At 62.8% G+C, this 21,719-nt stretch carries 24 protein-coding genes; 8 read left to right on the top strand and 16 right to left on the bottom strand.

Going from position 1 to position 21,719, the window contains the following annotated elements; genetic code table 11:
* Nucleotides 1-77: 77 nt before the first annotated feature.
* The 3 genes from clpA to NKH83_RS20775 all read right to left on the bottom strand — a co-directional run bounded on the left by clpA (nucleotide 78) and on the right by NKH83_RS20775 (nucleotide 3,483).
* On the bottom strand, nucleotides 78-2,546 hold the full coding sequence (gene clpA / locus NKH83_RS20785) for an ATP-dependent Clp protease ATP-binding subunit ClpA (protein WP_023674922.1): 2,469 nt from the start codon (nucleotides 2,544-2,546) through the stop codon (nucleotides 78-80).
* Nucleotides 2,547-2,552: 6 nt separating this feature from the next.
* The gene (gene clpS / locus NKH83_RS20780) at nucleotides 2,553-2,879 is read right to left on the bottom strand and encodes an ATP-dependent Clp protease adapter ClpS (RefSeq protein WP_023717744.1); all 327 of its coding nucleotides are present in this window, start codon (nucleotides 2,877-2,879) and stop codon (nucleotides 2,553-2,555) included.
* Between the two features lie 274 nt (nucleotides 2,880-3,153).
* On the bottom strand, nucleotides 3,154-3,483 hold the full coding sequence (locus tag NKH83_RS20775) for a phasin family protein (protein WP_352645635.1): 330 nt from the start codon (nucleotides 3,481-3,483) through the stop codon (nucleotides 3,154-3,156).
* 300 nt (nucleotides 3,484-3,783) lie between these two features.
* On the opposite strand from NKH83_RS20775, the gene NKH83_RS20770 reads away from it, so the two are divergent.
* The gene (locus NKH83_RS20770; protein WP_352645634.1) at nucleotides 3,784-5,172 is read left to right on the top strand and encodes an SPOR domain-containing protein; all 1,389 of its coding nucleotides are present in this window, start codon (nucleotides 3,784-3,786) and stop codon (nucleotides 5,170-5,172) included.
* A gap of 48 nt (nucleotides 5,173-5,220) precedes the next feature.
* On the opposite strand, the gene NKH83_RS20765 is transcribed toward NKH83_RS20770, so the two are convergent.
* The 4 genes from NKH83_RS20765 to NKH83_RS20750 form a co-directional block, all read right to left on the bottom strand.
* Entirely contained in the window at nucleotides 5,221-5,919 is a 699-nt protein-coding gene (locus NKH83_RS20765) for a DnaJ domain-containing protein (protein WP_254817325.1), read from the bottom strand.
* Nucleotides 5,919-6,650: a vWA domain-containing protein gene (locus tag NKH83_RS20760; protein ID WP_352508477.1), complete on the bottom strand. Its 732-nt coding sequence runs from the start codon at nucleotides 6,648-6,650 to the stop codon at nucleotides 5,919-5,921. Before NKH83_RS20760 ends, NKH83_RS20765 begins: the two co-directional genes overlap by 1 nt.
* 122 nt (nucleotides 6,651-6,772) lie before the next feature.
* Nucleotides 6,773-7,210 carry a DUF1489 family protein gene (locus NKH83_RS20755; protein ID WP_254817327.1) on the bottom strand — a complete coding sequence of 146 codons (438 nt, stop codon included), beginning with the start codon at nucleotides 7,208-7,210 and terminating at the stop codon, nucleotides 6,773-6,775.
* Between the two features lie 85 nt (nucleotides 7,211-7,295).
* Entirely contained in the window at nucleotides 7,296-8,699 is a 1,404-nt protein-coding gene (locus tag NKH83_RS20750) for an L-serine ammonia-lyase (protein ID WP_254817328.1), read from the bottom strand.
* Between the two features lie 170 nt (nucleotides 8,700-8,869).
* Here NKH83_RS20750 and NKH83_RS20745 point away from each other — a divergent pair, with 170 nt between their 5' ends.
* Nucleotides 8,870-9,613 (top strand): DUF599 domain-containing protein, encoded by a 744-nt coding sequence (locus NKH83_RS20745; protein ID WP_352807059.1) that lies wholly within the window; start codon nucleotides 8,870-8,872, stop codon nucleotides 9,611-9,613.
* Here the strand turns inward: NKH83_RS20745 and NKH83_RS20740 are convergent.
* From NKH83_RS20740 to NKH83_RS20715, 6 genes are all read right to left on the bottom strand, one after another.
* Nucleotides 9,562-10,356, bottom strand: coding sequence for a YdcF family protein (locus NKH83_RS20740; RefSeq protein WP_352807056.1), 795 nt, complete (start codon nucleotides 10,354-10,356; stop codon nucleotides 9,562-9,564). The two genes, NKH83_RS20745 and NKH83_RS20740, sit on opposite strands and share 52 nt — an antisense overlap.
* A 28-nt stretch (nucleotides 10,357-10,384) precedes the next feature.
* Nucleotides 10,385-11,950, bottom strand: coding sequence for an amidase (locus NKH83_RS20735; RefSeq protein ID WP_352807053.1), 1,566 nt, complete (start codon nucleotides 11,948-11,950; stop codon nucleotides 10,385-10,387).
* The gene (locus NKH83_RS20730; protein ID WP_352807051.1) at nucleotides 11,950-12,408 is read right to left on the bottom strand and encodes a GNAT family N-acetyltransferase; all 459 of its coding nucleotides are present in this window, start codon (nucleotides 12,406-12,408) and stop codon (nucleotides 11,950-11,952) included. The genes NKH83_RS20735 and NKH83_RS20730 overlap by 1 nt, the downstream gene beginning before the upstream one ends.
* A gap of 7 nt (nucleotides 12,409-12,415) precedes the next feature.
* Nucleotides 12,416-12,703 (bottom strand): Asp-tRNA(Asn)/Glu-tRNA(Gln) amidotransferase subunit GatC, encoded by a 288-nt coding sequence (gene gatC, locus NKH83_RS20725; protein WP_352807109.1) that lies wholly within the window; start codon nucleotides 12,701-12,703, stop codon nucleotides 12,416-12,418.
* A 76-nt stretch (nucleotides 12,704-12,779) separates the two neighbouring features.
* The gene (locus NKH83_RS20720) at nucleotides 12,780-13,196 is read right to left on the bottom strand and encodes a hypothetical protein (protein WP_352807049.1); all 417 of its coding nucleotides are present in this window, start codon (nucleotides 13,194-13,196) and stop codon (nucleotides 12,780-12,782) included.
* A 23-nt stretch (nucleotides 13,197-13,219) separates the two neighbouring features.
* Nucleotides 13,220-13,927, bottom strand: a complete 708-nt coding sequence (locus NKH83_RS20715; protein WP_352807046.1) for a metal-dependent hydrolase — start codon at nucleotides 13,925-13,927, stop codon at nucleotides 13,220-13,222.
* 116 nt (nucleotides 13,928-14,043) lie between these two features.
* On the opposite strand from NKH83_RS20715, the gene ruvX reads away from it, so the two are divergent.
* Nucleotides 14,044-14,529 carry a Holliday junction resolvase RuvX gene (ruvX, locus tag NKH83_RS20710; RefSeq protein WP_352478941.1) on the top strand — a complete coding sequence of 162 codons (486 nt, stop codon included), beginning with the start codon at nucleotides 14,044-14,046 and terminating at the stop codon, nucleotides 14,527-14,529.
* Here the strand turns inward: ruvX and NKH83_RS20705 are convergent.
* The 3 genes from NKH83_RS20705 to NKH83_RS20695 form a co-directional block, all read right to left on the bottom strand.
* Nucleotides 14,496-14,807, bottom strand: a complete 312-nt coding sequence (locus tag NKH83_RS20705) for a DUF6105 family protein (RefSeq protein WP_352478942.1) — start codon at nucleotides 14,805-14,807, stop codon at nucleotides 14,496-14,498. The two genes, ruvX and NKH83_RS20705, sit on opposite strands and share 34 nt — an antisense overlap.
* Nucleotides 14,807-15,361 (bottom strand): hypothetical protein, encoded by a 555-nt coding sequence (locus NKH83_RS20700; RefSeq protein WP_352807042.1) that lies wholly within the window; start codon nucleotides 15,359-15,361, stop codon nucleotides 14,807-14,809. Before NKH83_RS20700 ends, NKH83_RS20705 begins: the two co-directional genes overlap by 1 nt.
* 159 nt (nucleotides 15,362-15,520) lie before the next feature.
* Nucleotides 15,521-17,149, bottom strand: a complete 1,629-nt coding sequence (locus NKH83_RS20695; protein WP_352807039.1) for a DNA alkylation response protein — start codon at nucleotides 17,147-17,149, stop codon at nucleotides 15,521-15,523.
* A 155-nt stretch (nucleotides 17,150-17,304) separates the two neighbouring features.
* Between NKH83_RS20695 and NKH83_RS20690 the strand changes: the two genes are divergently transcribed.
* From NKH83_RS20690 to NKH83_RS20670, 5 genes are read left to right on the top strand one after another with little or no spacing between them, the layout of a single operon-like run.
* Nucleotides 17,305-18,270: an aspartate carbamoyltransferase catalytic subunit gene (locus NKH83_RS20690; protein ID WP_352807036.1), complete on the top strand. Its 966-nt coding sequence runs from the start codon at nucleotides 17,305-17,307 to the stop codon at nucleotides 18,268-18,270.
* A complete protein-coding gene (locus tag NKH83_RS20685; RefSeq protein ID WP_352807033.1) occupies nucleotides 18,267-19,553 on the top strand; it encodes a dihydroorotase in 1,287 nt (428 codons plus the stop codon). Before NKH83_RS20690 ends, NKH83_RS20685 begins: the two co-directional genes overlap by 4 nt.
* A gap of 57 nt (nucleotides 19,554-19,610) precedes the next feature.
* Entirely contained in the window at nucleotides 19,611-20,198 is a 588-nt protein-coding gene (gene plsY / locus NKH83_RS20680) for a glycerol-3-phosphate 1-O-acyltransferase PlsY (protein WP_254817341.1), read from the top strand.
* The gene (gene dprA / locus NKH83_RS20675) at nucleotides 20,195-21,319 is read left to right on the top strand and encodes a DNA-processing protein DprA (RefSeq protein ID WP_352807029.1); all 1,125 of its coding nucleotides are present in this window, start codon (nucleotides 20,195-20,197) and stop codon (nucleotides 21,317-21,319) included. The genes plsY and dprA overlap by 4 nt, the downstream gene beginning before the upstream one ends.
* 45 nt (nucleotides 21,320-21,364) lie before the next feature.
* The gene (locus tag NKH83_RS20670) at nucleotides 21,365-21,676 is read left to right on the top strand and encodes a hypothetical protein (RefSeq protein WP_352807026.1); all 312 of its coding nucleotides are present in this window, start codon (nucleotides 21,365-21,367) and stop codon (nucleotides 21,674-21,676) included.
* Nucleotides 21,677-21,719 lie beyond the last annotated feature (43 nt).

The following is a 21,719-nucleotide window of genomic DNA, read 5'->3' as shown; positions in this document are numbered from 1 at the left end:
AACCGCTCCGGCGGGCCTTAACCGGAGGGTGTCACAAAAAAAGCCCCGTTTCCGGGGCTTTTTTACTGGCTGGTTCGTCAGTTCTTACGCGGCAGTTGCGGCACGAGACTGCGCTTGCCGCCGTCCTTACCTTTCGGTTCCGGCTTCTGCGCCACCGCCTTTTTCGCGGCGGGCTTCTTTGCCACCGCCTTCTTGGCCTTCGGCACGTCGTCCGGCTCTTCCTTCTTCGGCTTCACCGGCGCCTCGTCGGCGAGCGATTCGAGCTTCAGGCCGGTCTCGCCGGTTTCCTTCTTCTCGACGGTGACACGCACCGTGCCGCCCTTCTTGAGCTTGCCGAACAGCACCTCGTCGGCCAGCGGCTTCTTGATGTGCTCCTGGATGACACGGCCAAGCGGCCGGGCGCCCATGCGCTCGTCATAGCCCTTGTCGGCCAGCCATGCGATTGCATCCTGCGACAAATCGAAGGTCACGCCACGCTCGGAAAGCTGCGCTTCCAGCTGCATGACGAACTTTTGCACCACCTGATGGATGACCGGCACCGGCAGCGAGCCGAACGGAATGATCGCATCGAGACGATTGCGGAACTCCGGCGTGAACAGCCGGTTGATCGCCTCGACATCGTCGCCTTCGCGCTTGGTCGAACCGAAACCGATCGCCGCGCGCTGCGCATCGGATGCGCCCGCATTGGTGGTCATGATCAGGATGACATTGCGGAAGTCGATCTGCTTGCCGTTATGGTCGGTCAGCTTGCCGTGGTCCATGACCTGCAACAGGATGTTGAACAGGTCCGGATGCGCCTTCTCGACTTCGTCCAGCAACAGCACGCAATGCGGATGCTGGTCGACGCCGTCGGTCAGAAGGCCGCCCTGGTCGAAGCCGACATAGCCGGGAGGCGCGCCGATCAACCGCGAAACGGTGTGGCGTTCCATATATTCCGACATGTCGAAGCGGATCAGCTCCACGCCGAGCGAGGCGGCGAGCTGCTTGGCCACTTCCGTCTTGCCGACACCGGTCGGGCCCGAGAACAGGTACGAGCCGATCGGCTTTTCCGGTTCCCGCAGGCCGGCCCGCGCCAGCTTGATGGCCGAGGTCAGCGCTGTGATCGCGGTGTCCTGGCCGTAAACGACGCGCTTCAACTCGATGTCGAGTCCTTGCAGCACCTTCTCGTCGTCGGCGGAAACCGTCTTCGGCGGGATGCGCGCCATGGTGGCGATCGTCGCTTCGATCTCCTTGATGCCGATGGTCTTCTTGCGCTTGGCTTCCGGCACCAGCATTTGCGAGGCACCGGTCTCGTCGATCACGTCGATCGCCTTGTCCGGCAGCTTGCGGTCGTTGATGTAACGCGCCGAGAGTTCGACCGAAGCCTTGATCGCCTCGCTCGTGTAGCGGACCTTGTGGAACTCCTCGAAATAAGGCTTGAGGCCCTTCATGATCTCGATGGCGTCCTCGACCGTCGGCTCGTTGACGTCGATCTTCTGGAAGCGCCGCACCAGCGCGCGGTCCTTCTCGAAGAACTGGCGGAATTCCTTGTAGGTGGTCGAGCCGATGCAGCGGATGGCGCCGGACGACAGTGCGGGTTTTAACAGGTTCGATGCATCCATGGCGCCGCCGGAGGTGGCCCCTGCCCCGATCACGGTGTGGATTTCATCGATGAACAGCACGGCGCCGGGATAATCCTCGAGCTCCTTGACGACCTGCTTCAGCCGCTCCTCGAAATCGCCGCGATAGCGGGTGCCGGCCAGCAGCGTGCCCATGTCGAGCGCGAAGATGGTGGCATTGTGCAGCACTTCGGGAACGTCGCCCTCGACGATGCGCTTGGCGAGGCCTTCGGCGATGGCCGTCTTGCCGACGCCGGGATCACCGACATAGAGCGGGTTGTTCTTGGAGCGGCGGCACAGCACCTGGATGGTCCGGTTGATCTCGCTCTCGCGACCGATCAATGGATCGATCTTGCCGGCCTTGGCCTTGTTGTTCAGGTTGACGCAATAGGCAGTCAGCGCGTCCTGCTGCTGCTTCTTCTTGCCGCCTTCCTCCTGCGGCTCGGCTCCGCTCTGGCTGCCCTGCTCGTCGTCGGCGCCGCGCGGGGTACGCGTCTCGGAAGCGCCGGGGCGCTTGGCGATGCCATGCGAGATGTAGTTGACCGCGTCGTAGCGGGTCATCTGCTGTTCCTGCAGGAAGTAAGCGGCGTGGCTTTCACGCTCAGCGAAGATGGCGACGAGCACGTTGGCGCCGGACACTTCCTCGCGGCCTGACGACTGCACATGGATCACCGCGCGCTGGATGACGCGCTGGAAACCGGCAGTCGGCTTGGAATCTTCATCGTAGCCGGTGACGAGATTGTCGAGCTCGGTGTCGATATAGGTGAGAACCGTATGCTTCAACTCGTCGAGATCGACGTTGCAGGCACGCATGACGGCCGCCGCCTCGGTGTCGTCGATCAGGGCGAGCAGCAAATGTTCAAGGGTTGCATATTCATGGTGTCGCTCATTGGCGAGCGTCAGCGCTTGGTGAAGCGCCTTTTCCAGGCCTTGGGAGAAAGCCGGCATGTTACCTCACTTCTTCTCCATCACGCATTGCAGCGGATGCTGATTCTGTCGGGCGAAATCCATGACCTGAGACACTTTGGTCTCGGCCACCTCGAATGTATAGACCCCGCACTCGCCCACCCCATGATTGTGAACATGAAGCATTATGCGTGTGGCGGCTTCGCGGTCCTTCTGGAAAAAGCGCTCCAGCACGTGGACCACGAATTCCATGGGTGTGTAGTCGTCGTTAAGAATGAGGACCCGATACAGACTGGGCTTCTTGGTCTTGGTTTTTGTGCGCGTGATGACGGCCGTGCCGCGACCGGCCTCATTGCCGTTGCTGCCGTTCTGCATTCGCACCACGTAGCTCGTGGCAGTCAAACCTGTAGTCACGTAATCCTGCCTTTTTCGAATCCTCATGCATGCTCGACATGTAGGTGTTCGATGGACGATTTTAAGCCCTTCTGTTTAGCTGACAATATGGCTAGGTGGCCAAACTTGACCGATTTTTCAAATCGTGAAGACCGTAGGCCCCCGATTTCGAGCTGGCATTAAAAAACCCGGCCGCGCGTTCGCGACCGGGTTTGTCTTTGCAAGCCCAGGGGCCGGCTCGGAATGTTCGTCGAATTTACTTCGCCTTGGCGACGATCGATTCGAACGGCTTGTAAGCTTCCTTGGCGAGTTCGGCATAGAGATCGCCAAGCTTGGTGGCCTCGGTGACGAAGCTCTCATAGGACTGCTTGGCATAGTCGGACTGGATCTCGAGCGCCTTGTCCAGCGACTTGGCGGAAAGGAGCTTCTCGACAGCGGCGCTACCGGCTTCGAAGCTTTTCTTGGTGTACTCGCCCGCCTCGGCGGCGATAGCCTGCGCACCCTTGGACAGCGAGGCGAAGCTCTTCAATCCGGTGTCCGCAAATTCCTTGCCGTATTTGCTGAAATCTTCATAGGTCTGGGTCATTTCACGCTTTCCCTTGAACGGTTGCCTTGGACGATCGACGCGCCTTGTCCGGGCCGCGTTGTGCAATGCGGGTAAATATATTGTGCAGTGCACAAAAAGTCAAGATTCCCGCGGCAATGCGCATCGTGAGCTGCCGGCAATCGCTAAGATTCGAATAAAGAGAAGCTCAATCCCGCAGAAAATGGTGAACGCGGCGGTTACCATAAACGGATTGGTAACGCTGCCCGCGTTAGCGTGGCCGAAGGTGAGGCAGGACCCCTTTGCCGCCTCCAAGGCAACGGAAATTCAAAGGAACTATCAGTGCGTAAGGCGTTGTCGGGCTTCGTTTCCAAATCCGCGTCCCCCCTCAAAACGATCATGATCCTCGCCATGGCGCTGAGCTTCGTCGTCGCGGACGCGGCTTCATCCATGGCGGCCAAGTCGGCGGCCATCGTCATCGATGCCAAGACCGGCAAGGTGCTTTATTCGTCGGATGCCGATGGCCGGCGCTATCCAGCCTCGCTTACCAAGATGATGACGCTTTATCTGACGTTCGAGGCATTGGCGAAGGGCAGGATCAGCAAGAATTCCCCGGTCGTGTTCTCGGCCAATGCCGCTGCCGAGCCGCCGACGAAGCTAGGCGTCAAGCGCGGCAGCTCGGTCACGGTCGAGACCGCGATCCTGTCGATGGTGACCAAATCGGCAAACGATTCCGCAACGGCGCTTGGCGAGATGCTCGGCGGCAATGAAGCCAATTTCGCCCGCATGATGACCGCCAAGGCGCGGGCGCTGGGCATGAGGGGAACCGTTTTCCGCAACGCCAACGGCTTGCCTGATCCCGGCCAGTTCACAACCGCGCGCGACATGGCGATGCTCGGCATCGCCCTGAGAGAGCATTTTCCGCAATATTACGGCTATTTCTCGCAGCGCTCCTTTCTTTATGGGCGGCAGCGCATCAACGGCCACAACCGTCTGCTCGGACGCATCAAGGGCGTCGACGGCATCAAGACCGGTTACACCCGCGCCTCCGGTTACAATCTGGTTTCCTCGGTCTCGGATGGCGATCGGCGGATCGTAGCGGTGGTCATGGGCGGCAGATCCGGCGGCAGCCGCGACAGCCAGATGGCCGGGTTGATCAATGCCTACATGCCGAAGGCCTCGTCGAGCGGCGGCGGCGTGCTGATTGCCAAGGCTGGCGGTGGCAATCCGATTTCAGCCTTGGCCAAGGTATTTCTACCGAACCATGACGCGCCGACACCGGACAGTAAGCCGAACGACGATGCCGTTGCCTCCCTTGTCGAGGAAAATGCGCCCGTCGTTGAAGAAACCACTCCGGTCGTTCAGGCCAAGAGGGTCAAGACGACGGCCGCGGCGACGGTGGACGACGTGGCGACAGCCCGGGTCGCCGCAGCCTATGCCGAACCGGCGGCAGAGGTCGATCCGGTCAGCACGGCCTCGGTGCCATCCGGCTGGGCAATACAGGTCGCCTCGTCGCCAAAACAGGCCGAAGCGAAGGCTTTCCTCGACAAGGCGACGAAGCAGGCACCCTCCGTTCTGGCCGATGCCTCCGGTTTCACCGTCGCCTTCGACAAGGACGGCGTCACCTACTACCGCGCCCGGTTCGGTGGTTTCGGTTCGAAGACCGCTGCCTGGAAGGCCTGCAACGCTTTGAAAAAGAAGAAGATCGAGTGCTACGCCGTCCAGCAGTAAGCGGCGCGCGAAACGATATCTTTCCCGAAAGTTCTGCGTCGAAGGAGACTAGTTGTGATTGGAGAGCAAGACGTCCTTGGCTTCATTGATCCGCGCCGCCAGGAAAGACGTGCCACCGATATCGGGGTGCAGGCGCTGCATCAGGCGGCGGTGCGCCTTGCGGACATCCGCCGCGGCAGCCCCCGCTTCAAGACCAAGGATCTTGTAGGCCTCCTCCTTAGTCATGGCGCCAGAACCTGGCGCAACACCCAGCCCTTCGCCGTCATTCGCATCAGCGTCTTTGCGCCAGATGGGAAATCTGCCGTCAAGATACGTCTCTAGCAATTGGCGGCTCTCCGGATCGCCGGAGAGTTCGCGATAGAGTTGCTGCAATTCGGCACGCCCCATCGAGCCAAGCATCTTGCCTTCATGGCGCCCGGCCAGCACGAGGCCTTCGAGGCCGCCGGTATCGTGATCGAGTTCCATTTCAAGCGCCGCGGTACGAACTGTCGAACGCTTGCCTTGTGCCAGTTTTGCCGCCGGCCGATTCATGCGCATGGAGCCGTACCAGGCGAGCGCAACCGACAGGATCAAGCCGCCGATGCCCTCGCGCCCGACCAGCAGCACGGCGACGCCGACCAGCCCGAGCAGTACAGGTCCAAGCGTTCTCATGCCGCCTGCAAGCTTCGCCGCATCGGCGCGCAGGAAGATGGTGAGCATGCCGAGAAGCACTAGAAGCAACGCTACAAAAGCGATAATTGCGCTCATCAGTTTCCGCCGCCCCGCATATGCTCGATCATCAGCCGGTCTTCCGGTCTGCCCCGGGCCTCCAGTGCTTTCAGCCCGCCGGTCGCAAACACGGCGACGGACGAAAGCAGGCCGGCCAAGGTTGCGGCAGCCCGCCGATCGAAGCGGAACCAGGCCCCTTTCGACAGCCGCGCAATCTCCTTGAACGCCTTTTCCGCGGCGGCATCATCGCCCTCCTGAAAGACGAAGACAGGAACGCCGTGCAGACCGAGGCTGCCGGCCTTTTCGGCCAGATCATCTATGTTTTCTTCCATCGCGTCGCCGATATAGACCAGCGCGTTGACCTTGGCCGCCGCCGTCTGTTTCAGGGCATGGGCGAGCACCTTGCCGATCTGGGTATGGCCGCTGCGGCAGTCGATGCGCGTCATCAGCTGCTTCAGAGCTTCGGTATCGGTGACGAATGCGGAGGAGCGGCACTCGCCAAGGCCGCGAAAATAGACAAGTTGAACCTTGAGCGCCCCGGCCTTGCCGACGGCGTCGAACATCTCGGCCTGCAGCGCACAGGCGAGATCCCAGGTCGGCTGGCGGCTCATCGTCGCGTCGAGGGACAGGATCAGCCTGCCTGACCCGGTGGCGGATGCAGCGAGCGTCCTTGCCTGACGGAGAAACGCGTCGATCTCGCCGGTGCTCGATTGAGACTCGACCGGTGCAGGATTGGCCCTTGCAGGCACGGGCTGCTTCTTGTCGCTCATGACATTCAAGATGTGGCGTTGTTCCCCGGCTTGCAAGCCCAGATGAGGCGACCTGGAGGACCGATGATGGCAACTGCGTACAAGCACTTCGGCTGGTGGTCTTGGCGTTGCGGTTCTCGGCGTCAGAGCAGGCCGAGATCGGCAAGCTCTCGCCTGAGCTTCGGCGGCATCTCGATCAGCCCGGCTTTGCCCTTGCCGAGATCGGCCGGCGCGTCCGCCTGCTTCAGGTAGCGCCATCCCTGGAATGCACGGCGCGGTTGCCAGACAGTGCGCACGACCTCGGGATCGAGGATCAGATGGCAACGGCCGATGCCCTCGTCATCGGTGAAGGGGCGGATTTCGGTGATCAGCTGGCGGCATTGGACATTGCCCTTGATCACCCAGTAGAGCGAGCCGCCGTCGGTAATCTCGACGCCGCGTGTCGGCACCATGCGGGTGGTGTGGTAGTGCTCGGCCGGTTCGCCGGCGCGGCGCCGCTCGTCGAGACGGAAAGCAATCCACTCTTCCAGATCCTCGACGCTGTCACAGCCGACGCAAAGCTTTATGAGATTGAGAGACATCGTTTAAGGTTTAGTCCAGCACGCGAACGCGTCAACGGCCTGATCGACTTCTCCACAGTGGTGGTCCAGGCCACCAGATTGGCGGTCAGCACTCCACGACATTGACTGCCAATCCGCCGAGGCTGGTTTCCTTGTACTTTTCGTTCATGTCGAGGCCGGTCTGGCGCATCGTCTCGATCGCGGCATCGAGCGGCACGAAATGAACGCCGTCGCCCTTGATGGCCAGCGAAGCGGCGGTCACCGCCTTGACGGCACCAAGCGCGTTGCGCTCGATACACGGCACCTGCACCAGCCCGCCGACCGGATCGCAGGTCATGCCGAGATGATGTTCCAACGCGATCTCGGCAGCGTTCTCGACCTGCTCGGGCGTGCCGCCCATGACGGCGCACAATCCCGCCGCAGCCATTGCCGAAGCCGAACCGACCTCGCCTTGGCAGCCGACTTCCGCCCCCGAGATCGAAGCATTGGTTTTGATGATGCCGCCGACGGCCGCCGCCGTCAGCAGGAAATCGCGTATGCTGGGCTGGTCGGCTTCTGGATGGAAATGCAACCAGTAGCGCAGCACTGCGGGCAGAGTGCCGGCCGCCCCATTGGTTGGCGCGGTGACGACACGGCCGCCGGCGGCGTTCTCCTCATTGACCGCCATCGCATAGATCGACAGCCAGTCGTTGGCGAGCAGCGGGTTGGGCCGGTTCTGCTGCCATTGCTCCTGCAGCTTGTCGTGCAGCATCCGGGCACGGCGGCGCACCTTGAGTCCGCCCGGCATGATGCCGTCTTGCGACAGGCCGCGCTCGATGCAGCCCTTCATGGCGCTCCAGATGCCGTCGAGGCCGGCGTCGAGCTCCTCGCGCGACATCTGCGTCTCCTCATTGACGCGCTTCATCTCGGCAATGGAAAGCCCGCTTTTCGCTGCCATGGACAGCATTTCGACGGCGTTCTTGAACGGATACGGAACCTTCTTGCCTTCGGTTGTCGCCGAGCCCCTTGCTTTCATCCGCTGCAGTTCCTCCTCGGACATTACGAAGCCGCCGCCGATCGAATAATAGACGCGCCTCAGCAGCAACCGGTCGCCGGCATCATAGGCAGAGAAGGCCATGCCATTGGCGTGACCCGGCAGCGGCGTCTTGCGATCCAGCACCAGATCCATTGCCGGGTCGAAACGATAGGACGGATGGCCGGGCGGCGAGATCCGCTTCTCGGCGGCGATGCGAGCGACGATGCCGTCCGCCTGGTCGGGATCCACCGTCTGCGGCGTCTGGCCGGCGAGGCCGAGCACCACGGCACGATCGGAGCCATGGCCGATGCCGGTATAGGCGAGCGAGCCATGCAGGCTGGCCGCGATCCGGTCGACCTTGGCGCCGGCCGGGCGCGGCCAGTCGTCTCCCGCAATCTCGTCGAGAAACCGCCGCGCAGCCGTCATCGGCCCCATCGTGTGCGAACTCGATGGGCCGATGCCGATCTTGAACAGGTCGAAAACCGAAAGGAACACGTGGGCGTTTTCTCCTGGGACCTTGTTGAGGTCTACATATAGGAATTCCCATGATGTTTTCCGCTGTTTTGAAGATCGCGGCGCTGCGCCTGCCGACCTTGTTTGCTCCGGCAGCGACATTCCAGCTTCGGCCATCGAAGCGTCCCCTCCGCCTGTGGTAAAAGCAACGCATGAGCGATTCCTTTCATCTATCGATGGCCGACCTTGCGGCGCTGGGGTTCTTCCTTGCCGCGTGGGTGCTGCATACGCTCGCCGCGGACGGAATGCTGGTCAGCCGCGTGTCGCTGACGAGGGCGATGAACGCGCAGCGTGAGGCCTGGATGCGGACCATGGCCGAGCGCGAGATCCGCATCGTCGACACCGCCATCATGAGCGGGCTGCAGCAGGGAACCGCCTTCTTTGCCTCCAGTTCGCTGATTGCGATCGGTGGCTGTTTTGCCTTGCTCGGCGCCTCCGACCAGGTTCTGACCGTGCTGAGTGACCTGCCGTTTGGCGCTACGTCCTCACGCGCGGCGTTCCAGACGAAGGTGTTCGGCCTGGTGCTGATCCTGGCCTTTTCCTTCTTCAAGTTCGGCTGGGCTTACCGGCTGTTCAACTATTGCTCGATCCTGATCGGCGCCGTGCCGATTCCGCATGGCGAGGCGTCGCGCAATCCGGTCACCGAAACGGCAGTCTGGCGTGCGGCGCGCATGAACATGCTGGCTGGGAAGCATTTCAATTCGGGCCTGCGCGGCGTGTTCTTCTCGATTGGCTATCTTGGCTGGTTCGTCGATCCCGCCGTTTTCGTGCTATCGACGCTGCTGCTGCTGGCGGTGCTGGTGCGCCGCCAATTTTTCTCGGCGGCGCGGCAGGCGGTGCTCGGTCAGCCGCCCGGCGCGGGAAAAGGCCGATCAATGCGGCCCGACAGCCAGTAGGCGGTGAGCCCTATCCATTCGCGGATCGCAACAGTGGTGACCTCCAGCCAGTCGCCGGGATAGGGGAACGTGGCGATGCCTTCCCTACCGGAGGTGCGATAGTCGACTGGCCACGGAATGGTCGAAAAGCCGGCTTTGTCGAACAGCGCCTTGGCGCGTGGCATGTGGAAGGCCGAGGTCACCAGCAACCAGGTCTCGCCTTGTTTCGGCATCACCAGTTCCCTGGTAAAGACAGCATTCTCGTAGGTGTTGCGGGATTTGTTCTCGAGGATCAGCCGATCGGCCGCCACGCCGAAAGCGGCAAAAAGACGCGGCGCGGTATCTGCATCGCCTTCGCCGCCGCGGAAGGTTTCGATGCTGCCGCCGGAGATAACGACTTTCGCTGTCGGAAACCGCCGCGCCAGCACGGCCGCCTCGACCATCCGGTCGCCACTGGAGTTCATTTCATAGCCGCCACGCACCAGATTGACGGCGCCATCCAGACTGCCGCCAAGCACTATGATACCGTTGACCTTTTCCGGCAGCGGCGGCCTGGGGAAGCGCTCCTCCAGCGGATTTAGCATCATGGGGCCGAGTGGGCTCCATGTCGCAACAACAAGGATGAGGAAGGCAAGAGTGCTGCCGACGGCCGCCAATCGCCGCCGGCCGAACATCGCCGCGACCAGCCCCGCCAGCAGCAGGAAGATGGCGAGATTCAACGGCTGAACGAAGAACCAGAGAATCTTGGAGACATAGAAGAACATCCCTCACCCCCTCAGATGAGAAACGATCCTACCACCATTTTTCCGGCTGAAATGTGCCGGCCGCCTGTTCGAGGACATGGGCAGTCTGGAACAGCGTTTCCTCGTCGAAGGGCCGGCCGATCAGCTGCAGGCCGAGCGGCAGCCCCTTGGCGTCGAGCCCAGCCGGAACCGCTATGCCGGGCAGGCCGGCCATGTTCACTGTCACCGTAAAAATGTCGTTGAGATACATCTTGACCGGGTCGGCGGCCATGTCCTCGTCGGCGATGCCGAAGGCGGCGGAAGGCGTTGCCGGCGTCAGGATGACGTCGACGCCTGCGGCGAACACATTTTCGAAGTCGCGCTTGATCAGGGTTCGAACCTTCTGCGCCTGTAGATAGTAGGCATCGTAGTAGCCGGCGGAAAGCACATAGGTGCCGATCATGATGCGGCGCTTGACCTCGCGCCCGAAGCCGGCGGCGCGGGTCTTTTCATACATGTCGACAATGTCCTTGCCGGGCACGCGCAACCCATAGCGGACCCCGTCGTAACGGGCGAGGTTGGACGAGGCTTCGGCAGGCGCCACGATGTAATAGGCCGGCAGCGCGTATTTGGTGTGCGGCAGCGAGATATCGACGATCTCGGCGCCGGCATCCCGCAGCCAGGCAATGCCTTTCTGCCACAGCGCCTCGATCTCCGCGGGCATGCCGTCGACTCTATATTCCTTGGGGATGCCGACCTTCATGCCCTTGATCGGGCGGCCGATCGCCGCCTCGTAGTCCGGCACCGGCAGGTCGACGGACGTCGTGTCCTTCGGGTCGACCGAAGCCATCGACTTCAACAGGATCGCGGCATCGCGGACGTCGCGCGCAATCGGCCCGGCCTGGTCGAGCGACGAGGCAAAAGCTACGATCCCCCAGCGCGAGCAGCGGCCATAGGTCGGCTTGATGCCAACTGTGCCGGTGAAGGCGGCGGGCTGGCGGATCGAGCCGCCGGTGTCGGTGGCGGTGGCGCCTGCGCACAGGAAGGCCGAGACGGCTGATGCCGAGCCACCGGACGAACCGCCCGGCACCAGTTGGGCATTGTCCAACGTGCGCGCGGTCCTGGTGCCGCCCGCCGAAACGAAGCCGCCCTCGCCCTGATGTGTCGTCGGCATCACCACCGTGTCGAGGCGCGAACGCCGCCACGGGTTGATGACCGGCCCGTAATACGAGGTCTCGTTGGACGAGCCCATGGCGAACTCGTCCATGTTGAGCTTGCCGAGCATGACGGCGCCATCCGCCCACAGATTGGCCGTGACCGTCGATTCGTAGCGCGGCATGAAGCCGTCCAGCACATGGCTGCAGGCCTGGGTGTGGACGCCTTCGGTGCCGAACAAATCCTTGATGCCGAGCGGGATACCCTCGAGCGACCCGCTCTCGCCCTTGGCCAATTTCGCGTCGGAGGCCTTGGCCATGTCGCGCGCCTTGTCGTCGGTGACCGCGACATAGGCATTGAGCGCCGGATTGGCTCGCTCGATCGCCGATAGATAGGCCTCGGTGATTTCGGTGGCAGTGATCTCCCTGGAGCGCAGTTTGGCGCGGGCCTGCGAAATCGTCAGCTGGGTCAGGTCGCTCATCAGGCAAGGCTCTTTTCGTAAAACACCGACCACTCGGAATCGGGATAATCCAGTACCGGGCCGCAGCGCGAAAAACCGGCGCGTTCGTAGACGGTCCAGGCGGCGGGATGACGGTCCCCCGTCTCCAGCACCAGACGCTTAAGCCCTTCTTGGCGCGCCAGCGCCTCGATACGCCCGACAATCTTCGCGCCGATCTTGCGGCCGCGATGCGAAGGTCGCGTATACATCCGCTTGACCTCGCCGACCACAGCATCGTGGCGCTTCAGTGCGCCGCAAGCGATGGCAAGGCCGTTATCGCGGGCGACGAAAACGGTCGTGTCGCGGTCCGCCATCTGCTCGACGGTCAAATGATAGCAATGCTCCGGCGGCGTCAGCTCCAGCAATGTGGCGTTCAGCTCCTCGACCAGCCCACGCACATCGTCCTGCAGCGGCGTTTCAGCGGCGATGTCGATTGCCATCGGCCTGCTACTCCACGACCTTCGGCACAAGGAAGAAATTCTCTTCGGTCGCTGGCGCGTTGGCGACGATGTCAGCTGCCTTGCCGCCGTCGGTGATGACGTCCTGGCGCTTTTTCATTGCCATCGGCGTGACCGAGGTCATCGGCTCGATGCCGGAAACATCGACCTCATTCAACTGCTCGACAAAGCCCAAAATGGCGTTCAATTCGCCGGTCATACGCTCTGCATCCTCCTCGCTCACCGCAATACGGGCAAGGTGCGCGACGCGCTTCACGGTTTTTATATCAACGGACATGTTTGTGCCTCGGGGAAAACCAGCGCTATAGCGGCGCAGCGCGTGCCGCGCAACATGCATCGTGCCGACAACTGCCCTATGGCATCGTGACGCCGTCGCAGAGGAAATAACTGCCGCCGTTACCGCTCTGCTCGCCTTCGTCGGCGGCAGGCCGTACCGATACCAGGTCGATCTGCTTCGGGCTCATCTGTGTCAGTGAGAGAACATCGGGAAAGACGTAGCCCGGCTCCTGGCATATAGCGGTCACCGCCCAGCTTGGTGAGCGTGTCGCTTTGGTGATCTGCAGGAATTCACAATTACATTCGATGCTTTCCAGGCCATTTGCCGACAGCACGATATTGCCGCCCTCGATCACCGTCTGCAGCGTATCCTTTTTGGCCTGCGCGCAGAGATCCTCCGATTGCAGATAGACCCCGTTGATGAAATCCTCGGCGGCAAGCGCCGGCGACGCGGCAACCAGCATGGAAATGCAAAGAGAGTTTCTCAGATCCATGTCGTCATTCCGGTTCGCTGACGCTACAGCGTAATCGTCTCGCCGATCTTCGGCAACGCCACTTTCACACCCGATCCGTCCAGCCCGGCCACAAACTTGTCGGCGGTCTGATCTATCATCGGAAATGTGCCGAAATGAGCGGGAACGACCGTCTCGAACTTGAAGAAACGCTGGCAGGCAAGGGCTGCCACCGCCCCGCCCATGGTGAAGCGGTCGCCGATCGGCACGATGCCGATCTTCGGTTCATGCAACTCGTTGATCAGCGCCATGTCGGAAAAGATGTCGGTGTCGCCCATATGGTACAGCGTCTTGTCTTCGGGAAAGTGCAGGACCAGCCCGCCCGGATTGCCGAGATAGGTGTTCTGGCCGCCTTCGCCCGGAAACGACGATGAATGCAGAGCCTGAACGAAGGTGGTGGTGAAGCCGCCGCAATCGACCGTACCGCCGATATTGCCGGGATTGATCTGCTTGTTACCGACGCCCTTGCCGACCAGGTACATGCAAATCTCGAAATTGGCGACCACCATCGCGCCGCTCTTCTCGAGCACTTCGATGGCGCCGCTGATGTGGTCGCTGTGGCCATGGGTGAGCAACACGTGCGTGACCCCTTCGGCCGGCCCTTCCCACCCACCCGTCCACGACGGATTGCCGACCAGATAGGGGTCGATGAGGATTTTCGCGCCCTCGATGTCGATTCGGAATGCCGAATGTCCGTACCAGGTCAGTTTCATCAATGCTTTCCTCGATTTTTGCTTCGGTAGAGGATAGAACGCCGACGGCGAAATTAAAGTACCACGCACGCTTTGCGCGTATAAGACGTGCGGCGTCGCGGTCAAAGGAAAAGCCGTTGGGCATCATCACCATCGAGGAGTTGCCGGCCCGGCTCGGCGGCGGCAAGACCTTGGCCGGTCTTGACCTCGGCGACAAGACGATCGGCGTGGCGGTTTCCGATCGCGGCTTGTCCTTCGCCCACCCGCGCTCTGTCATCATGCGCAGGAAATTCTCGCTCGATGCCGCAGTGCTGCTCGCTCTGCTGCAGAAGGAAAATGCCGGCGCCGTGGTGATCGGCCTCCCCATCAATATGGACGGCTCGGAAGGCGCGCGCGCCCAGAAATCCCGCGCTTTCGTCCGCAATATGGCTGGATTGACCGATCTGCCCTTCGTCTTTTGGGACGAAAGGCTGTCGACGGTGGCGGCCGAGCGGACGCTGATCGAGATGGATTTTTCCCGCAAGAAGCGCGCCGGCAAGATCGATTCTGCGGCGGCCGCTTTTATCCTCCAAGGCGTTCTCGACCGGCTTCAGGTGCTCGGCGTCGATGCCTGGTCGAAATAGCGGTTGCGCATCGCCGTGATCCAGCCACCAATCGCCTTGCGGCGGCGAAATGCCCAGAACCCCGTCAGCAGCAGCCCATCGAACACGCAAGCTTTCGCCACCATGCCCGGAATGAGTGCCGGATCGACGCCGAGCATCTGTCCATAGAGCTGGAAGACGAGATCGTGCAATTGACGGCTCAGCATGACGTAGCCGAAATTGATGTCGTTGAGCGACAGAAAGAACCAGCCCCAAAACAAGAGGAGCGGAGCCGCCCAAAGCGCGAACAAGGTGCGCATCAGCGGTCGTCCCTCGAATCCAGCCGGCCGGAAATGCGGGCAAGCGAGGAATTATGCGCCGCTGCCTTGGCCATGACATGCGCGGCCGCTCGGATGTCGCCGGTCCCTGGAACTGCCGCGGCAACGGCCGACCGCCTCTCGGCGAGCATCGCGACATAGGACGCCAGAAGTGCCGCCAATTGCACCGCGACAACCATGAACAGCCCATTGATGCCTTGCGCGGCGCCGCCGATGACTATCAGCGACAGCACGCCCAAGGCGGAGATGAAGGCGATCCGCACGACACTGTCGGCAGGATCCGGGTTGGTCGCGTGGCTGGTCAGTGCTTCAACAAAGGCCCAGCAGAACAACACCGCGACGACAAGCAGTGCCATGGCGAGGGGTGCCACGACGACGGCGTTTTCGAGATCGGCAAATCGAGTGTTCTGGACGGGAACGCCCAGTACGCCAAGGGCCGTCGCCACGCCTCGATTCCCGTCGATGCAGATGAACGCCAGCAGGGCGAAAACGGCCGCCCAATGCAATGCCAGAAAAGAGCTCAGAATATGCCGCATGACGCTCCCGCTTCGCAGGGCAAAGCCGCTCAAGCTGATCAGTCCTTGCCTTAACCATAACATTGGGCTTTGCCACCGGCCGCCGCAACGGAAACCATTCGTTAAGGTTAACGGCCATCCACAGGGGCGCGAGAGCGGCAGCGAATTTGGCGACGGCACCTAGTTGATCGGCGGGTAGAGCGTATCGATGATCATGCGGGCATCATGGCGCGAATCGATCATGCCGTAGGTATTGCGCCACTGGCCGGCGAGGCGCGTTTCGACGAAGGCGTCGGCGATCCGCCCTGCCCCCAGCCTGCGAAGCTCTGCCGCCGCCGCCGACAATGCCAATTGCTCGGTCAACAGCCGCGCCGAGCCCTCGTCGGTTGCTGCGACCTGCATTGCCGCCTTGAGCACGCCGACGGTGCCGCGTCCGCCGGCGCCTAGATCGCGGTCGATGCCGGCCAGCACGTCGTCGAACAGGCCTGGCGCGCGGCCGAGCACGCGCAAGACGTCGAGCGCCATGACGTTGCCTGAACCTTCCCAGATCGCGTTGACCGGAGCTTCGCGATAGTAGCGGGCGAGCGGCCCCTCCTCGACATAGCCATTGCCGCCGAGGCACTCCATCGCTTCATAGAGCAGCGGCGGCGCAATCTTGCAGACCCAGTATTTGACGACAGGCGTCATGGCGCGGGCGAAGGCCGCCTCGCCGCGGTCGCCGGCCGCCTCGTCGAAGGAGCGCGCCAGCCGGAACGACAGCGCGGTAGCGGCGGCAACGTCGAGCGCCATATCGGCCAGCACACGCTGCATCAGCGGCTGCTCGATCAGATTGGTTCCAAACACCTTGCGGTGGCGCGTGTGGTGGACAGCCTCGGCCAGTCCGGCCCGCATGATCGCCGACGAGGCGACAGCGCAGTCGAGCCGCGTCAGGGTCACCATATCCATGATCGTCTTCACGCCGGCGCCGGGCTCGCCGACCATCTCGCCGATGGCACTGACGAATTCCACCTCCGACGAGGCATTGGAGCGGTTGCCGAGCTTGTCCTTCAGCCGTTGAAAACGGAAGCCGTTACCAGATCCGTCGCCGAGCAAGCGGGGCACGAGAAAGCACGACAGTCCCTCCGGCACCTGTCCGAGCACCAGGAAGGCATCCGACATCGGCGCCGACATGAACCATTTGTGGCCGGTCAGGCGATAAAACCCGCTGCCGGCGCGCTCCGCCTTGGTGACGTTGGAGCGGACATCGGTGCCGCCTTGCTTCTCGGTCATGCCCATGCCGAGTGTCAGCCCTGCTTTTTCGACCGGCGGCTTTTGGCTTTGATCGTACTTGCGCGTCGTCACCCGCGGCGCCCATTCGCGAAACAGCTTCGGGCCGGCCATCAGCGCTGCCAGCGAAGCGCTGGTCATGGTGATCGGGCAGAGATGCCCGGTCTCGAGCTCAGCCGTGAGATAAAAGCGCGCGGCGCGCACCTGGTGGCGACGGCCGATCTCGGCGTCGCCATTCTCCCAAACCGACGAATGCAGCCCGTTGGCAACAGAGCGGCGCATGAGCGCGTGATAGGCGGGATGGAACTCGACCTGGTCGATGCGCCGGCCCTGGCGATCATGGGTCCTGAGCTTCGGCGTCTCGACATTGGCAAGACGAGCCAGTTCCTGCGCCTCATGGGTGAGAACGAAACGGCCAAGCCCGTCGAGGTCCTTACGCACCGGATCGGAAAAGCGCTCGGCAAGCTGGATCAGCAACGGATCGCCCCGCCAGGCGTTACCGCCGGCCAGCGGCGGAGGCTGGTTGGTCACGTCGTCAGTCACGCTTCGTCCTTATCACCTGAAGGCTGCGAATCCAAAGCCAAGGCGGTTTATAGCCTATGGCCAGCGGCGCGCGACGAAAATACCGGGGAGAACCGATCCAATCCCAAGCCGATGCTTGCAGCCGCGGAGCCTCCCCCCTATAGCAGCGACTTGAGATGACCGACGCATCGTCCCTGCCGCTTTATCCCCACCGCCATCTTCTGGGCATCCGCGATCTTTCCCCCGCCGACATAGAGCTTCTGCTCGACCGGGCGGACCAGGCCGTTGCCATCTCGCGGCAATCGGACAAGAAGACATCGACGCTGCGCGGCCGCACCCAGATCAATCTGTTCTACGAAGCCTCGACCCGTACGCAATCGTCGTTCGAGCTGGCCGGCAAACGGCTCGGCGCCGGCGTCATGAACATGTCCGTAGCGAGCTCGTCGGTGAAAAAGGGCGAGACGCTGATCGATACTGCGATGACGCTGAATGCCATGCGTCCCGACATATTGATCATCCGCCATCAATCGGCCGGCGCGGCAGCACTTCTTGCCCAAAAAGTCGGCTGCTCGGTGGTCAATGCCGGCGACGGCGCCCATGAGCATCCTACCCAGGCGCTGCTCGACGCACTGACCATCCGCCGCGCCAAGGGTCCGCTGTCGAAGCTGATCGTGGCGATCTGCGGCGACATCCTGCATTCGCGCGTGGCCCGCTCCAATATCATCCTGCTCAACGCGCTTGGTGCCCAGGTCAGGGTCGTCGCCCCTTCGACGCTTTTGCCCGCCGGCATCGAGAAGATGGGCGTCATCGTCACCCGTTCCATGGCCGAGGGTCTGAAGGACGCCGACGTGGTAATGATGCTGCGCCTGCAGCGCGAACGCATGGAAGGCGCCTTCGTACCGTCGGTGCGCGAATATTTCCGCTATTTCGGCCTGGACGCCGAGAAGCTGAAGGCGGCCAAGGACGGTGCGCTGGTTATGCATCCCGGCCCGATGAACCGCGGCGTCGAGATCGCCTCGGAGATCGCCGACGGCCCGCAAAGCGTCATCCAGGAACAGGTTGAGATGGGCGTCGCCGTGCGCATGGCGGTGATGGAAGCGCTGCTCGACCCGCGTCGAAACCACGAGGGTCGGGGCCGATGAGCATAACGGTCTTCAGCCGCGCCCGCATCGTCGACCCATCGCGCGGCATCGACGAGATCGGCACCGTCATCGTCGAAGGGCGCAAAATTGTTGCCGCTGGCAAGGCGGCCTTGAACCAGGGCGCGCCCGAAGCCGCCACGATCATCGAGTGCGCCGGCAAGGCGATCATCCCCGGCCTGATCGATGCGCGTGTCTTCATCGGCGAACCGGGCGGCGAACACCGGGAGACCATCGCCTCGGCCAGCGTGGCGGCAGCGGCCGGCGGCGTAACCTCGATTGTGATGATGCCCGATACCGACCCGGTGATCGACAATGTGGCGCTGGTCGAATTCGTGCTGCGCACCGCCAAGGATACAGCCATCGTCAACATCTTTCCGGCAGCGGCGATCACCAAGGGGCTGGAAGGCCGCGAGATGACCGAATTCGGCCTGCTGCGCGAGGCCGGCGCGGTCGCCTTCACCGACGGCAGGCATTCTATTGCCAGCGCGCTGGTGATGCGCCGGGCGCTGACCTATGCGCGCGATTTCGGTGGCGTGATCGCCCACGAAACCCAGGATGCCGATCTCGCCTCGTCAGGCGTGATGAATGAAGGCATATATGCAAGCTGGCTCGGCCTTGCCGGTATTCCGCGCGAGGCCGAATCCATCCCCCTGGAGCGCGATCTGGCGCTGGCGCGGCTGACCGGCGGCGCCTATCACGCGGCCAAGATCTCGACGGCGATGGCGGCGGCTGCTGTGACGCGAGCCAAGGCCGACGGCGCCAATGTCACATCAGGCGTGTCGATCCACAATCTGTCGCTCAACGAGAACGATGTCGGCGAGTACCGCACCTTCTTCCGACTGACGCCGCCGCTGCGCGCCGAGGAAGACCGGCTGGCGATGATCGAAGCGATCAAGGACGGCACCATCGACCTCATCGTCTCCTCGCACGACCCGCAGGACGTCGACACCAAGCGCCTGCCCTTTGCCGATGCTGCGGCCGGCGCCATCGGGCTGGAAACGCTGTTAGGCGCAGCGCTGCGGCTCTATCACAATGGCGACGTGATGCTGCTGCGGCTGATCGAGACACTGTCGACCGCGCCGGCAAGATTGTTCAGCCTGCCCGGCGGCACGCTGAAACCGGGGGCATTGGCCGACCTTGCGCTCGTCGATCTGGACGAGCCATGGGTCGTTAGCGAGAGCGGCATCCGCTCACGCTCGAAAAACACCTGTTTCGAAGGCGCGCGACTGCAAGGCAAGGTCTTGCAAACGATGGTGGCGGGCCGCACAGTGTTTTCGGCCTAGGACGAAGCGGGTGTCACGTCTTCAACTTCGCTCAGCCAAGGAAAGTTCGGGGGAACAATGGTTTACAGTCCCGTCTTGGCATTGGTGTTCGGCTATCTTCTCGGCTCGATCCCGTTTGGCCTGCTGATCACCCGTGCCGCCGGCCTCGGCGACGTGCGCAACATCGGCTCCGGCAACATCGGCGCCACCAATGTGCTGCGCACCGGCAACAAGGGCTTGGCCGCGGCCACGCTGCTGCTCGATGCGCTGAAGGGCACCGCGGCGGTGTTGATCGCGGGCCGCTTTGCGCCCGAGCTCGGACTTTGGGCCGGATTCGGCGCGTTTTCAGGTCATCTTTTTCCGGTCTGGCTCGGCTTCAAGGGGGGCAAGGGTGTCGCCACTTACCTCGGCGTGCTGATCGGCCTTGCCTGGCAAGTGGCGCTGATCTTCGCCGTCGTCTGGCTGGCAGTGGCCTTCCTGTTCCGCTTCTCCTCGCTTGCGGCACTGACGGCAGCGGTCGTCGTGCCCGTTGCCCTGTATTTCCTGAGCACCCAGCAGATTGCCGGGCTTTTCGCGGCGATGAGCCTCATCGTCATCGTAAAGCACCGCGCCAACATTGCGCGGCTGCTTGCCGGCACCGAGGGTAAGATCGGGGCCAAGGAGTGAGCGAGCCCGACGCCGGGCCGCGCCTCAGCGACCGGCAGCGGCTGAGCTGGCTTCGTCTGATCCGCACGCCGAATGTCGGCCCGGCTTCCTTTCGCGACCTGATCAACCGGTTCGGTTCGGCCGAAGCAGCATTATCGATGCTGCCCGAGCTGATGATTTCGGGTGGCGCCAAAAAAATCGTCCGCATCCCGTCCATTGCCGAGGTCGAGGCGGAGCTGGAGACGGCCCGGCGGGCCGGGGCCCGCTTCGTCGGCATCGGCGAGGCGGATTATCCGCCGCTGATGAAAAGCATGGATCATCCGCCGCCGCTGCTCGCGGTCAGGGGCAACAGCGCGGTGTTCCGCTTGCCAGCGGTCGCTATCGTCGGCGCTCGCAACGCATCGCTGGCAGGCATCAAGATGGCGCGGATGCTGGCGGCGGATCTCGGCCGCGACGGCTATGGCATTGTTTCCGGCCTGGCGCGCGGCATCGATACGGCCGCGCACCAGGGCAGCCTTTCGACCGGCACGATCGGCGTGCTCGCCGGCGGCCTCGATTTGCCCTACCCGCCCGAAAATGCCGACCTGTGCGACGAGATCGCCGAGCATGGCGGCGCCATCATTTCCGAAATGCCGTTTGGCTGGCAGCCGCGCGCACAGGACTTTCCGCGCCGCAACCGTCTCGTCGCCGGTGCTGCATTGGGATTGGTGGTGGTCGAGGCCGCACAGCGCTCCGGCTCGCTGATCAGCGCCCGCCTCGCCGGCGAGATGGGGCGGCTGGTTTTCGCCGTTCCCGGTTCACCGCTCGATCCGCGCGCCGCCGGCGCCAATGGCCTGCTCAAGGACGGCGCCATCCTTGTGACCGAGGCCGCCGATATCACCGGTGCGATAGCGCCGCTGGTCGGCGGCTGGTCGCCAAGGACATCGCCGCTTGAAGAGCCGCCCGACTTTTCGGCAACACCGCCGCCGCGCGAAGACGATCGCGACCGCGTCGTCGAAGCGCTCGGCCCGACGCCGGTATCAGTGGACGAGATCATCCGCCACACCGGCCTGCATCCCGCCCAAGTGTTCATGGTGCTGCTGGAGCTCGACCTCGCCGCTCGGCTCGAACGCCATGCCGGAGGCAACGTCTCACTGATTTGACCCAGAACTTGCGCATGTCCCGGCAAGCAATTCCGACGTGATCCGATGGCCGATCCGAGCAACAAACCAAAGCAGATGCTGTTCACTCGTATGACGGCCCTTGTCTGGTCAGCTCTGAGTGTCATGCTGGCGCTGCAATGGTCGATGGATCTCGGCATGTCGGGTTTTCCCGACGGCTACATAACGCCCTTCGCAAGAGCGACCAGCACGCTTCTGGGCATTCTGACGGCAGCCTGCATGGCCCAGGGTCTCTACTTTTTCCTGGCCGGCGCGTTCGGCAGGAAGGTAAGCGCCGTCGGTCTTTCCTGCAAATCCTTGCCGCGGCGGTTCTTACCGTGGCGCCAGTGCTTATCGTGAAGGATTGTCCGGGTTCTCAGGTGTGCAGCAGAGCCTATGAGGC

It is taken from the genome of Mesorhizobium sp. M0909, assembly GCF_040319515.1.
Taxonomy (GTDB): Bacteria; Pseudomonadota; Alphaproteobacteria; order Rhizobiales; family Rhizobiaceae; genus Mesorhizobium.
Note: the sequence above shows the minus strand (reverse complement) of the source record. Positions and strands in the feature narration are given on the sequence as shown.